The following is a 13,327-nucleotide window of genomic DNA, read 5'->3' as shown; positions in this document are numbered from 1 at the left end:
CTACTCGATAATTCCGTAGGCTTTGAAATGACAAATTACAGGAGATCTCTGCTAAATACTAAGTGCTTGGCAGGTCCAAGAAAGGGTTATCCCTCTATGCATTACATAGAACAAATTAATGCTTCAAAGATTCCTTTACTAAATTCCCAAACAGTATATCTGGAGCAGAGTGATTTACAGCCCTAACCCTTCATAGATTTGTATAACTTGATACGGTTCCTTGCCTATATAACCTTAGGAGGAGGATTAATCAATTCTGCCCCGAAGCACAGGCCCAACGTTAGAACCGCCTGGTATGGTGGGATAGCGACTTGGGCGAGCACATCCAACTGGGTGTGCGATCGCAGAGAGTACAGGGATGAACAACTTCCCGCTGTAATTTTCCTCAGGAAATCTTTTCATGGTTGTTTCTTCCCCTCGCCTTCCCTTGTGGGCAACGGCAGTAACTCGTCCGGCGGGTGAATTTCCATTGACACCCCTGACCCTATTAGAAGGTTCTATCCCAGAAGATTTGCATGGCACCCTCTACCGCAATGGCCCGGCCCGATTGGAACGGGGCAGCCAACGGATGGGTCACTGGTTTGATGGCGACGGAGCGATTCTAGCGGTTCACATTGGCGAAGGACAGGCAACGGCGACTTATCGCTACGTCCAAACGGCAGGGTATCAAGCTGAGGCCAAAGCCGATCGCCTCATTTTTGGCAACTACGGAACGATCCCATCCGGTCCCATCTGGACCAGCTTTGGCAAACCACCCAAAAATGTGGCGAACACTTCCGTCATGGTCGTGGAAGGTGAAACTGAAGCTGGCAACAGCGATCGCCTCCTGGCTCTCTGGGAAGCTGGGGAACCCCATGCCCTGACATTGGATACCCTGATAACCCAGGGAATCAGTCCCTTGGAAGGGCTGAAATCCAAACCCTACTCCGCCCATCCCAAGCGTGATCCCCAGACGGGCGAAATCTACAATTTTGGAGTGAGCTTCGGGAAAGAGGCAACGCTGAATCTGTATCGAAGCGATCGCCACGGTCGCCTCTTGTGCCAAAATACCTTCCTGCTTCAGGGCATTCCTTTAATTCATGATTTTGTGCTGGCAGGCCCCTACCTGGTGTTTGCCATCCCTCCCGTCCGTATCCAAATCCTGCCCCTGCTTCTCAATCTCAAAAGTGCCAGCGATGCTATGTACTGGAAACCAGAACAGGGTACCGAAATTCTCATCTTTGACCGAGAAACCCTACAACTCATCAGTCGGGCTGAGGCAGAACCCTGGTATCAGTGGCACTTTGGCAATGGGCTGATTGATGCTGATGGCTCAATTGGCTTAACCATGGTGAGGTACTCCGATTTCAAGACCAATGCGTATCTGCAGGAAGTAGCTCAGGGCCAGGTCCAGACGCGCGCACAAGGAAGCTTCTGGCAAATACGCATCAATCCCCAGTCAGGCCAGGTTATTGGGGCGGAACCTCTGGTTGAAGCGGACTGCGAGTTTCCTACCATACCTCTACATTACGTTGGGGAAGCGACCCCCTACACTTACCTGTGCGTTCATCGCCCCGGCGATATGGAACGGGGAGAATTGTTTGGAACTATCGCCCGCTACCACCATCCCAGTGAAACCCTTACCATTGCCGATGCTGGCTTAGGGCGTTACCCATCTGAGCCCCTGTTTGCCCCAGGCTCTGACGATCCGGAGTGCGGTTGGGTTTTAACGGTTGTTTACGATGGCAACCTGGATCGCAGTGAGGTTTGGGTCTATGAGAGCGATCGCCTTCAAGAGGGCCCCTGCTGCCGCCTCGCTCTCCCTGGCGTCATTCCCCACAGTTTTCATGGCACCTGGAAAAGCCGATAATTAGATCAGGTGGATTGTACAGTCACTGGTTGCTGTTCCCCTCTCGTTCCTATGCCCGCTGGCAAAGCTTATCTAATTGGTGCTGGTCCTGGCCGGATTGATTACCTCACGCTACGGGGATATCACCTGCTTCAGCAGGCTGATGTCGTGCTCTACGACGCCCTGGTTGATCCGGCAATGCTGGATGTTGTCCCCAAGACCTGCACTTCTATCAGCGTCGGTAAGCGGGGTGGTCAACCCAGCTTGACTCAATCCGAGATTGATGATCTCCTCGTACAGCATTGCCAGCAAGGTCATCAGGTTGTACGCCTGAAAAGCGGCGATCCCTTCGTATTTGGTCGTAGCACATCCGAAATTCAGGCACTTACCCGTGCAGGCATTGCCGTTGAAGTCGTCCCAGGATTGTCATCCGCACTAGCAGGCCCACTACTGGCCGGAATCCCCTTGACCGATCCTGTGATGAGCCGATGCTTTGCCGTGCTCAGCGCTCACGAACCGGAAGCCTTGGATTGGAGTAGCTTGGTTGGGATTGAAACCCTGGTCATGCTTATGGGGGCACGGCATGTGGCAAATATTGTGGAGCGGCTGATCGCAGCAGGGCGATCGCCACACACTCCCATCGCCATCATTCGCTGGGCCGGACATCCAGATCAACAAGTTTGGGCCGGAACTCTACAAACCATTGTTCAGCAGGTAGCCCGCCAATCTCTCTCTCCAGCGGTTTTGGTCATCGGAGAAGTGGTGGGTCTACGTCCATACCTTCAGGGAAATCCCCCCACCCCGTATAATCATCCTGAAACATCTCCTCCTCTGACCGTGTCTGAAACGTCAACCCTCCCCCTTCCCCTAACGGGGCACACGGTGCTGATCACTCGCTCAGCGGGACAGTCCAGCCAGTTTGCCAAGTTGCTACAAGCTCAGGGAGCAACCGTACTAGAAATGCCTGCTATCGAGGTGGGTCCGCCTTCTAGCTGGAATGCTTTGGACGGGGCGATCGCTCAGCTCTCCCAATTCCAATGGCTAATTCTGACATCCACGAACGGTGTTGATTACTTCTTCCAACGGTTAACCGCTCAGGGAAAGGATGCTCGTGCCCTGGCGGAAGTCAAAATTGCCGTTGTTGGGAAGAAAACTGCTCAACAGCTTAAAGGTTATGGCCTTCAGGCTGATTTCATACCACCCGATTTTGTGGCCGATGCCCTGGTAGAACACTTTCCTGAACCTCTCAAGGAGCTTCAGATCCTCTTTCCTCGCGTTGAAACTGGGGGCCGGGATGTGTTGGTGCAGGAATTCACTCAAGCAGGTGCTCGAGTTACAGAAGTAGCCGCTTATCAATCAGGGTGTACGCAGACATTAACAGTGGATATTCAGCAAGCTCTTGAAGCACAGCACATCCAGGCGATTACGTTCGCCAGTTCTAAAACGGTGCAATGCTTCCATCAGTTATTAAAACAGCATGGGCTTGATGTCGATCCATTATTAGCCTCCGTGTGCATTGCCTCCATTGGCCCCCAAACCTCAGATGCCTGCCGCCGATGGCTGGGGCGGGTGGACATAGAAGCCACAGAATACACTCTAGAAGGACTCACAACGACACTGGCGCAATGGGCATCCTCATCAGATCCGATTACGGAATAGGCATCCCCGACAGCATGGCAACGCAGGGTCAGGCCAACCGTCCATCCCAACGAGTTATCGGGCTCACGGGCGGTATCGGCATGGGCAAAACAACAATTTCAAATTACCTGGCCACAGCCTACCAACTGCCCATTTTGGATGCAGACATTTATGCACGAGACGCCGTTGCCCCAGGCTCAGCTTTAGTACAGGAAATTGGAGAGCGCTACGGTTCCAACGTATTGCTGCCAAACGGGGATCTGAACCGGGTGCGACTTGGTGAAATTGTTTTCAGCTGTCAGACAGAACTGCATTGGCTAGAGAAACGAATTCATCCCTATGTGCGCGATCGCATCCAATCCGAACTCAGTGGCCTTGATCCCATTACCTATCCCACCGTCGTTCTGGTTATTCCACTTCTATTCGAGGCCCGCATGACAGATCTGGTAACAGAGATTTGGGTGGTGCAGTGTGAGCGATCGCGCCAAATCAACCGTCTCCAAGAACGCGACACCAGCGGCCTCCTGACCTTAGAACAAATTCACGATCGCATCAACAGCCAAATGCCCATTGAAGAAAAACTCCGACGGGCAGATATTATTATCGACAACAACTCAACTCTAGAAGCTTTGTTCCACAACATTGACCAGGCCATTCACATCGAAATTTCAAGTCATAAGAACCCCTAGAAGGTTGTATTGTCTTTAAGCTGGCACGCAGAAAGAACCACTTCATACCCCTTCCTGCACATACACAGTAATCGTTTGCAATCTGTCCAAATAAAAAGCGCGACCTAATGGGTCGCGCTTTTTTGATTTGAAACTATCGCAGATTGAACAACTTACACCGTCAACGTACGGCGCTTAGTTACCAGGCGGTAAACATTAATAATGTCACCTTCCTTCCAATCTCTGAAGTCATCGGAGCCGATACCGCACTCATATCCAGCTGCCACTTCCTTCACATCATCCCGCATCCGCTTAAGCGAATCGAGATTACCTTCGTGAACAATGGAGCCATTACGAGACACGCGCATCCGGGTGTTCCGAATGATCTTGCCAGACTGTACGTAACATCCAGCCACCGTACCCTTGCCAACGGGGAATACCGCTCGCACTTCTACCTGACCCAGAGGCTCTTCCACCAGTTCGGGATCTAGCAGACCTTCCATGGCCCCCTGCACATCCTCTAACAACTTGTAGATGATGTTGTAATCCCGCACATCCACCCCTGCATCATCGGCTGCCTTACGGGCACCGCTTGCAAAGGTTGTGTTGAACCCGATGATGACTGCGTTACTAGCCGCCGCCAGATCCACGTCAGTTTCAGTGATTTCGCCCGGTGCTGCCAGTAGTACACGAATCTGCACTTCCTTCTGAGGCAGCTGCTGCAAGGAAGCCAGAATCGCTTCCACCGAACCTTGCACATCGCCCTTCAGCACCAAGTTGAGTTCCTTCAGTTCCCCTTCCTGCGCTTGAGCAGATAGGGTGCTGAGGCTCACACGGCGAGAGGCCATAGCCTGTTGCAGACGAGACTGACGTTGCTGATCTGTGCGCTGATCGGCGAGTGACCGGGCTTCTTTCTCATCCCGATACACATCGAACTCGTCACCAGCGGCAGGTACATCGCTCAGACCCAACACTTCCACCGCAAAGGATGGGAGAGCTTCCTTCACGCGCTTGCCCCGGTCATCGACCATGGCTCGCACACGGCCCAAGACAGAACCTGCAACCAGCACGTCACCGACCCGCAGCGTACCGTTTTGTACGAGCAGTGTTGCAACAGGACCTTTCGCCTTATCAAGGTTGGCTTCAATCACCGTACCCTTGGCTGGGCGATCGGGGTTAGCTTGGAGGTCTTCTACCTCAGTTACCAGTAGTAACATCTCCAGGAGGGTGTCCAGGTTATCGCCTGTGAGTGCACTGACCGGCACCATAATGGTGTCGCCGCCCCACTCTTCAGGCACAAGGCCGTACTCCATCAGCTCTTGCTTCACCCGATCGGGGTTGGCCTGTTCCTTATCAACCTTGTTGATAGCAACGACGATAGGAACTTCTGCTGCCTTGGCGTGACTGATAGCCTCAATTGTTTGAGGACGTACCCCGTCATCAGCCGCTACAACCAGCACCGCTACGTCGGTCACTCGGGCACCCCGAGCACGCATGGCGGTAAAGGCTTCGTGACCCGGCGTATCCAGGAAGACAACCTGCTCTTCCCGGCCATTGTGCTCCACATCAACGTGGTAAGCGCCAATGTGCTGGGTAATACCGCCAGCCTCGCCTTGAGCCACTTTGGTCTTCCGGATGGAATCCAGCAGGGTGGTTTTCCCGTGGTCTACGTGGCCCATGATGGTTACCACTGGGGGACGACGATGGAGGTTTTCCATGTCGGCTGCATCCAGCATTTCGGTAACTTTCTTCGCCTCTGCCTCACCCACAGCTGCGTCCACAAGAACGCTAAATTCTTCAGCAACTGCAGTGGCTGTAGGCACGTCCAGCATCTGATTAACGGTGGTCATGATGCCTTTCATGAACAGGGCTTTGATGATTTCGGTTTCCGGAACCACCAATTGTTCTGCCAGTTCTGCCACCGTTACACCACCTGTAAGCGTGATGACTTCCGGACGTTCTTGAACATCTTGCTCACGGCGATCGCGACGATGACTCCGCCCATCCGAAGAGGAGGATTTCTTCTTCGGAGCAGCAATCGCAGCAGGCTTAGCCGCAGGTTTACTGCTCTTAGGCTTGGGTGGGCGGGCCAAGGACATCCGTACCATTGCGGCATTAGCGTCCTCTTCACTCTGGCCGTCCAGAGTATCATCCAACTCAATGTCTTCGTCAATTTCAACTTGCGATCGCCGCTTCCCTTTGGCAGCAGGTTTCGCAACCCGAGCGGCTTCCCGCTCTTCTTCATCCTCATCCCGACGACGGCCGCCACGCTTGATGGATTTTGAAGGCGTGGGACGATCAGGGCGTTTCAGCTCTAAATCTGCAACATCAGCAACTGGGACCGTACCTGCTGTAGCAGATCCATCAGCGGCAACCCGATCAGCGGGACGCACAGGCTTATTCCGCAGTTCGATGACGGGCTTATCACGACGAACTGGAGGAGTGGCCTCAGGCCGACCACCATTATTGCCATTCTCATCGGATTGCCCCCGCTTCACAACCACCATAGGTCGCTTCGGCGGCGCAGACGTATCATCATCCATAGCAGGTTGCTGTCGCAACTGGCTAGGCTTCTTCAACACAGGCCGACCAACCCCTGATGTAGCGACAGGAGGTGCTGCAGGTGTAGGGGCAGGGGAAGGTTCCGGAGCCCGAACAGAAGGCTTAACAGGCGGCCCAATTAGCGAAGGAGCCTTAGGCTCAGGAACAGGGGCCGATGGCACTGGGGCCACGGGTTCTTGAAGTGCCGCAACCTCCTCTTGAGGAGGAGCCTCTAAAACTGGCGCCTCTTCTGGCTCGATAGCCACTTCTTCTTCGTTAGGCCGTGCGGGACGCTTCGTCAACACAGGCCGCGGAACGGGTTGCGTAGGAGTTGCCGCAACAGGTGCAGGTGCAAATGCAGGCTCGGGGCTCACACTTGCAACCGGCTCAGGAGATGATGGCGGCACCGGAACAGCCGGGCGCTTAGGCGGCTCGGCGGATGGAGGTTGACGACGGATCTCTAGAATTTGTTGTTTCTTCTTAATTGGTGGTTGAGGCTTATCCTTACGTGGCAAAGGCGTAGAAGAAGGGGTGCTAGAGCGGGTCGCAACGGAGTGCTGAACCCCCTTCTCGGCAGCCGAACGGATACGAGCAGCCTCCGCTTCGGAGATAGTGCTGCTATGGCTTTTAACTGGAATGTTCAATTGTTCGCAGACGTCCAAAATTTCTCGGTTATCTAGATTCAATTCTTTGGAAAGTTCGTAAATTCTCACTTTGCCGTTGTTCATCCACTCTCCCCTCGTTGCACCGACCCATTGTTACATAGCCCCTACTCCCTGGAATAGGATTACATCTTCATCATTCCACACCTGGGTGACGCCCTTGAGTCATCTATCGAATGTTTTTCGATTCGTTTCTAATCCAATGACGTGGTGGTGTGATTCGTTTTACATCCTAACGAAGAAACGCTTAGTCGGGAAACAAAAGGTTGAAATATCTACCCTGTAGCGATCGCTTAACTATCAATCGACAGGTTTTGTCCGACCAAGGCTTCGAATTCATGAAGCGCAGGTTAGCGGTTTAAGTCGTTCATCAGTGTCACAGCGCCTCCCTGCGAAAGCTTGGTCTGGTCGTGCTCTGCCTCAGAGAGGCGTTGCCAAAGCATTTGATAGGTTTCTGGCGATACTGGAACTTTTAGCGATCGCCCTAAAGCGTTCTTCTTTTGCGCGACTCGCAGACAGGCCTCATTTGGGCAGAGATAGGCTGAACGCCCAGTCCCTTCGCCTAGCTGCACAGAGCGTGATGGAAAAACACGCACCACACGCCAGAGGTAGCGTTTATGAGCTACTTGGCGACAGCCAACACACCGTCTATAATCCCGTTCCATAGTACCTACCTACACCAGCTTAACGTGAAAGCCGGAGGTTGTGGAGGATTTCCGTATTTTTTTCGGTTTTTGTAATTTTCCCAACTTCCAATTTCTCCCACTTCAGATAGGAAAATTTTAGCCTTTAGATTTTAGAAGCCTAGTACGCTGAGGCGGAAATCCATCACCTATGTTTTTGTGTGGGGTGCTTCGCACCCCACACAAAAACATAGGTTGCAAACTTAAGCCGCAGCCTACTAGTGTAAAGGTACGGGGCTAAATTACAGCTCAGGCTCTTCCAGCATTATTGATCAACAAACAGGATGGCCTGAATTACTAGAGCCTGCTTTGATCGTTGTTTTCGTGCGCTTCGCGCACGAAAACAACGCCTTCAGCAAGCTTAAAACGCGCCCTAACCGTGATTAAGCGTTGGCGTCGGGTCGTTGTAGAGCACTGGCACTAGCAACCCCGAACCCGTCGGCATTCACTTCATTCTCATCGGTGTAGGCGATCGCCTCTTCTGCCTCTTCGGGAGCTACATCGTCCTCATCTTCGTAGTCCTCGTCTTCATAGGCATCTTCTAACGCACGGGCAGCTTGCTCGGCCTTCCGTTGCTCAGCCAGCTCAGCCATTTTGCGGCTTTCGGCTTCAAAGTCGTATTTCGCAGAATCCTTGATGTCGATCTTCCAGCCCGTCAAACGAGCTGCCAGACGCACGTTTTGGCCTTCCTTACCGATCGCTAAACTAAGCTGGTCATCTGGAACCAGGACGTGAGCCTGCATTTCTTCAGGATTCACTAGAATAACTTGCTCTACCCGCGCAGGACTGAGGGCATTAGCAATGTAGGTCGCAGGGTCGGGAGACCAACGAATTACGTCAATTTTCTCACCCCGCAGTTCGTTAACCACAGCCTGAATACGAGAACCCCGAGCTCCAATACACGCTCCTACGGGATCCACATCCCGTTCAAAGGTATCTACAGCAATTTTGGTACGAGGCCCAACGGAGCGTGACGGAGGATTGGCTTCCCGCGCGACGGCCACAATCCGTACGATTTCCTCCTCGATTTCCGGCACCTCATTGGCGAATAAATCAACCACCAAACCGGCATCCGTACGCGACACAAGCAACTGCGGTCCCCGGTGGGCACCTTCAGAAACTCGCTTCAGAAAAACTTTGAAGGTGGCATTCGCGCGATAATTATCGTTGGGAAGTTGATCTCGCTTGAGCAATTCAGCTTCCACTTCCGGTTGGCCAAAACCACTGCTGACGGCCATGATGACAGACTGGCGCTCAAATCGCAGCACCCGAGCTGACAGAACGCTATTTTCTAGCTCCTGAAACTCTTCCTGCACCAGTTTACGCTGCTGATCCCGCAGCTTCTGAGCGAGCACCTGCTTCGTCTGGATAGCAGCCATCCGACCAAAGTCGCTCTGGTCTGGCGTGACATCGAGCACAACCGTATCACCCAATTGAGCTTCGGGAGCTACTTCCTGTACTTCATTCAGAGCAATTTCGTGGTCAGGGTTAGAAACTGTTTCAACAATGGCTTTGGTTGCCAGAATACGGAAGCCCTCTTCTTCGATATCGAGCTCGACCTCAAAGTTATCGAAATATTCTTCATCAAAAATCTGGCTATCGGGGCGGTTGGTGCGGCGATACCGCTCATAGCCTTTCAGGAGGGCTTCCCGTAACGCCGCATGAACGGCTGTTTTCGGCAGATTGCGCTCGCGACTGATACTGTCGATCATGTCTTGAAGGCCGGCTAGCGTAAACATTGACATAGATAGGGAAAACCTCCGAAATGATGTGGGGGCGACTAGGTGCGATGGTGCCAGACAGGTGAGCGATATAGAAGTTAGGACTCCGGATGATTATCCAGGTGAACGGATTGAATGAGTGAGCGGGGAATGGCGATCGCCCGACCCTTACGAGTGAGGTGAATGGCTTCGTCATCCCGTCGCACGAGCTGACCGCTCCAGGTCATTTGACCTTTATAGGGTTCTGTTACGGTCACCGTTACCGGAAACCCCTTGAAAGAAATAAATTCTCGCTCAGTGGTCAACAATTCGGGGACTCCCGGGCTGGATACCTCCAGGACATAGGCGTCAGGAATGAGAGCGGCCTCATCTAAGGCTGTTTCTAAGGCCTGGCTCATGCGCTCACAGTCTTCAAGACCTGTATCCTGCTGAAGATTGCGAATGTCGACCCGCAACACGGGTGGATTTTGATTGGTATGGAACACAGCCCCTACAACTTCCAGCCCCAGGGGTTCTGCGACAGGGGCAGCCAATTCGAGGACTTGTGGGATAAGGGGATGGGTCATAGTAGCGAAGGCGGGAGCAAATTCCCGAAAAATTGAAACAAAAAAAAGCGGGTTTGGCCCACTTCTGACAGAAATATGTCCGAGGGTGCAGAGGCTGCACCTCCACTAAATTTCATTTTAACGCATGGTTTTCAGATCGGGCATATAGGTTCATCGCTCCCCTTCATCACGGCACCCTATAGTTAAAAAACGTATAGGATGCATCACGCTCTCCATCTGCAGAGCAAGAAACACCAGAGGGGAAAACACCCACTAGCATGAGGTAGCCTCCTTTCGGGGGCCATTATGATGAGGGACAAGGTTAAGGAGCTTATGGTTTTCTTGGAGGCATAGACACGGCGTTGGTAGCTGAGACGATTTTGCTAATTACAACGGATCCGGCGGTACAAGATGGCATAAGCCAAGCCCTATCGACGGTAGATCGCCCAGTAGTCGCTGTAGCAAATGGTAAAGCGGCGATCGCTCAGGCTGCTCACTGCTTACCGGTTCTCATCCTGATGGACTGGAACACGGTAGGGATGGACAGTTTTACCTTGTGCACTGAGCTACGGGGTTATCCTCCTTTAGAAACCATTCCAATTCTGCTAATTACGGAAACCCAAACAAATTTTGATAAAGACAAGGGATTCCAATTTGGTATTACCGACTATTTATATAAGCCTTTCAGCTTTCGCGAAGTTCAAGTACGGGTCGACACCTGGCTTCGACTTAGCAAATTAGAGCAGCAGTCCTACTTACAACAGCAGCAGCTCCAGCGAACCGAACAATCTCTGCGGCTGTTGCTCCATGCGGTATCCCATGACCTGCGGAACCCCGTATTGGGTATGCAGATGGTGTTTCAAAATCTGCTTCAGGGAAATAGTATTACCTGCACTCAAAATGATGAACAGATTCCTGTTCCCCGCTCCTTTGTAGAACGGATGGTGCAGGGGAGCGATCGCCACCTCAGTCTGATCGATGCGCTTCTCGATACCCACACTGAAGTAACTCGCCCTCTGTCCTTGCACTACGAACCCGTTGCCCTGGGGCAGTTTATTCCCACCATCCTCTGTGAAATGAAGCCATGGCTTCACAGAAACCAGGCGACCTTAAACTATGTCATCCCGACTGATTTGCCGACAATCCAACTTGATCCCATCCAGATTTGCCGAGTGTTGAAGAACCTGGTGGAAAATGCTCTGAAGCACAATCCACCCGGTGTTGAGATGCAAGTTGAAGCTCAATTGGTGGGCGATCGCATTCAATGCAGTGTGCAGGATAACGGGGCTGGCATCTCGGCAGAGCAATGCGAGTATCTGTTCAAGCTATTCGAGCGGGGGCCGAATACCCGCCATACCAATGGCCTGGGAATTGGACTTCATCTTTGCCAACAAATTATTCGAGCTCACGGGGGCGATATCCACGTCGCAAATTGCCCTGAAGGGGGTGCCCGGTTCTGGTTCACGCTGCCTCTCAATCCGGCACGAACCTGGACAGAGGAAGCTAGCGTACAAGCATAAGTTTTATCCTTTCAGCTCAAGAGGGAGTGAGAGCAAAGCTCTCACTCCCTCTTGAGCTGAGGTAGCGATGACTAACGGCGAAGGCAGCGATCGCACGTCCCACAGCAAAAACCTTCCGCTTCCGTTGTAAATCCAAATGCTCGTAGCAAATACTGCCAACGGCACCCACGCCCATAAAGGTACGCCTCTATAGGTTGAGCCGTTTGGGGCACAGCAGAATTCGCTTTGGATTGAATTACATAGTGAAAGGGGTCGGTCCACCGTAGCTGACCTGAGCTGTGGAGGAGGGAAAGAGCGATCGCCCCATCCTTAAACTGTCGGGATACCGTCGCGACCTCCCCCAATTTGGGAAGCTGGCCTGCAAGATTTTGAGCCGTGCGAAGGAGCGATCGCTCCCGCTCTCGGAAAAACTGCTGCCGTTGCTTATCATCGGGATCAAGCCACCCTGTTCGTTCACTGACCAACGTCAGGGCCTTTGACGGCTTGCCATCCCGTCCGGCTCGCCCCACCTCCTGCACATATTCTGAAAGCAGCATTGGCGCATGGTAGTGAATGACCCAACGGACATTTGGTTTATTGATGCCCATGCCGAAAGCAGAGGTACAAATTACGAAGAGCATTTCGTCGTTTATCCAAGCGTTTTCGACCTGACGCCGCTCCTGTGGGCTAAGCCCAGCATGATAGCCTGTCGTGCGAAACCCTTTCTCGCCTAGCCAGGCAGCTAATTCTTCACTATCGCGGCGGGTGCGTACATAGACCAAACCCGCAGTGTCTTTATGCTCACGAATGTAGTTCAGTAAAGTTTGGCGACGACCGCGAGGTGTCCAAACTGTCTGAACGCTAAGAGCCAGGTTTTCTCGATAAGGGTTATTGAGAAATTGCACCGGGTTCTGGAGTTGCAGGCAATCACGGATAATACGTTGAGCTGCTGGGTCAGCAGTGGCTGTGAAGGCGGCGATTGCGATCTGACTCCCTGGTGGTTTGTGTTTGAGCAAGGCAGGCCGTACAGCTCCTAACCTCCGATAGGCAGGGCGAAAGGTATCTCCCCACTGAACGAGACAGTGCGCTTCATCTAAGATGAGGCCGTTAATCTTAAGTTTTGGGTCGCAAAGACGCTCCCAGACTGTACTACTGAGTAGAGTCTCAGGTGAAAGGTAAAGCAACCGCAACCGCTGGAGATTTTGTAGTGTTCGGCGGCGCTGGTGAGCAGAAACTTCGTTGTGCAGAGAGGCAGCGGGTAAGTCGCGCGATCGCAACTCCTGCACCTGATTCTCCATTAAAGCTACGAGAGGCGACACAACTAATGTTAACCCTTGCTGCATCAACGCTGGAAGTTGAAAGCAAATAGACTTTCCTCCCCCTGTCGGCAGGATAATGAGGGAATCTTTTCCTTCTAATAGACACCGTACAATTTCCCCTTGAGGCGGCCGAAAGTCGGAATAGCCCCAAATTCGTTGAAATTCTGCGCGAACAACATCCCAACCGTGCTGTGTTGTTGAATGCATAGATGAGCCTCCTGAT

9 protein-coding genes are annotated in these 13,327 nt (G+C 52.6%); 4 read left to right on the top strand and 5 right to left on the bottom strand.

From position 1 onward, the window contains the following. Nucleotides 1–400: 400 nt before the first annotated feature. From H6F91_RS19735 to coaE, 3 genes are read left to right on the top strand one after another with little or no spacing between them, the layout of a single operon-like run. Entirely contained in the window at nucleotides 401–1,849 is a 1,449-nt protein-coding gene (locus tag H6F91_RS19735; RefSeq protein ID WP_190774574.1) for a carotenoid oxygenase family protein, read from the top strand. Between the two features lie 51 nt (nucleotides 1,850–1,900). Beyond that, nucleotides 1,901–3,487 (top strand): uroporphyrinogen-III C-methyltransferase, encoded by a 1,587-nt coding sequence (cobA, locus tag H6F91_RS19730; RefSeq protein WP_190774573.1) that lies wholly within the window; start codon nucleotides 1,901–1,903, stop codon nucleotides 3,485–3,487. A 14-nt stretch (nucleotides 3,488–3,501) separates the two neighbouring features. Then, the gene (gene coaE, locus H6F91_RS19725; protein ID WP_190774572.1) at nucleotides 3,502–4,155 is read left to right on the top strand and encodes a dephospho-CoA kinase; all 654 of its coding nucleotides are present in this window, start codon (nucleotides 3,502–3,504) and stop codon (nucleotides 4,153–4,155) included. A gap of 152 nt (nucleotides 4,156–4,307) precedes the next feature. Here the strand turns inward: coaE and infB are convergent, their stop codons facing one another. The 4 genes from infB to rimP all read right to left on the bottom strand — a co-directional run bounded on the left by infB (nucleotide 4,308) and on the right by rimP (nucleotide 10,307). After that, the gene (gene infB / locus H6F91_RS19720) at nucleotides 4,308–7,403 is read right to left on the bottom strand and encodes a translation initiation factor IF-2 (protein ID WP_190774571.1); all 3,096 of its coding nucleotides are present in this window, start codon (nucleotides 7,401–7,403) and stop codon (nucleotides 4,308–4,310) included. A 284-nt stretch (nucleotides 7,404–7,687) separates the two neighbouring features. Further along, nucleotides 7,688–8,002: a YlxR family protein gene (locus H6F91_RS19715; RefSeq protein ID WP_190774570.1), complete on the bottom strand. Its 315-nt coding sequence runs from the start codon at nucleotides 8,000–8,002 to the stop codon at nucleotides 7,688–7,690. A gap of 401 nt (nucleotides 8,003–8,403) precedes the next feature. Further along, a complete protein-coding gene (gene nusA / locus H6F91_RS19710) occupies nucleotides 8,404–9,765 on the bottom strand; it encodes a transcription termination factor NusA (RefSeq protein ID WP_190774569.1) in 1,362 nt (453 codons plus the stop codon). Between the two features lie 74 nt (nucleotides 9,766–9,839). Continuing rightward, complete coding sequence (gene rimP, locus H6F91_RS19705; RefSeq protein ID WP_190774568.1) at nucleotides 9,840–10,307, bottom strand: ribosome maturation factor RimP; 468 nt, start codon at nucleotides 10,305–10,307, stop codon at nucleotides 9,840–9,842. 341 nt (nucleotides 10,308–10,648) lie between these two features. On the opposite strand from rimP, the gene H6F91_RS19700 reads away from it, so the two are divergent. Continuing rightward, nucleotides 10,649–11,806, top strand: a complete 1,158-nt coding sequence (locus H6F91_RS19700) for an ATP-binding protein (RefSeq protein WP_190774567.1) — start codon at nucleotides 10,649–10,651, stop codon at nucleotides 11,804–11,806. 71 nt (nucleotides 11,807–11,877) lie between these two features. Here H6F91_RS19700 and H6F91_RS19695 read toward each other — a convergent pair whose 3' ends face one another. Then, entirely contained in the window at nucleotides 11,878–13,311 is a 1,434-nt protein-coding gene (locus H6F91_RS19695) for a RecQ family ATP-dependent DNA helicase (RefSeq protein WP_190789437.1), read from the bottom strand. Nucleotides 13,312–13,327 lie beyond the last annotated feature (16 nt).

The organism is Leptolyngbya sp. FACHB-8 (assembly GCF_014695575.1).
Classification (GTDB): Bacteria; Cyanobacteriota; Cyanobacteriia; order Elainellales; family Elainellaceae; genus Vacuolonema.
The sequence above is the reverse complement of the archived record's forward strand: the minus strand, read 5'-3'. Positions and strand labels throughout refer to the sequence as shown.

What these genes read in the sequence shown, in the direction of transcription:
- H6F91_RS19735 (WP_190774574.1), top strand. Translation starts at nt 401, where the DNA reads ATGGTTGTTTCTTCCCCTCGCCTTCCCTTGTGGGCAACGGCAGTAACT.
- cobA (WP_190774573.1), top strand. Translation starts at nt 1,901, where the DNA reads ATGCCCGCTGGCAAAGCTTATCTAATTGGTGCTGGTCCTGGCCGGATT.
- coaE (WP_190774572.1), top strand. Translation starts at nt 3,502, where the DNA reads ATGGCAACGCAGGGTCAGGCCAACCGTCCATCCCAACGAGTTATCGGG.
- infB (WP_190774571.1), bottom strand. Translation starts at nt 7,403, where the DNA reads ATGAACAACGGCAAAGTGAGAATTTACGAACTTTCCAAAGAATTGAAT.
- H6F91_RS19715 (WP_190774570.1), bottom strand. Translation starts at nt 8,002, where the DNA reads ATGGAACGGGATTATAGACGGTGTGTTGGCTGTCGCCAAGTAGCTCAT.
- nusA (WP_190774569.1), bottom strand. Translation starts at nt 9,765, where the DNA reads ATGTCAATGTTTACGCTAGCCGGCCTTCAAGACATGATCGACAGTATC.
- rimP (WP_190774568.1), bottom strand. Translation starts at nt 10,307, where the DNA reads ATGACCCATCCCCTTATCCCACAAGTCCTCGAATTGGCTGCCCCTGTC.
- H6F91_RS19695 (WP_190789437.1), bottom strand. Translation starts at nt 13,311, where the DNA reads ATGCATTCAACAACACAGCACGGTTGGGATGTTGTTCGCGCAGAATTT.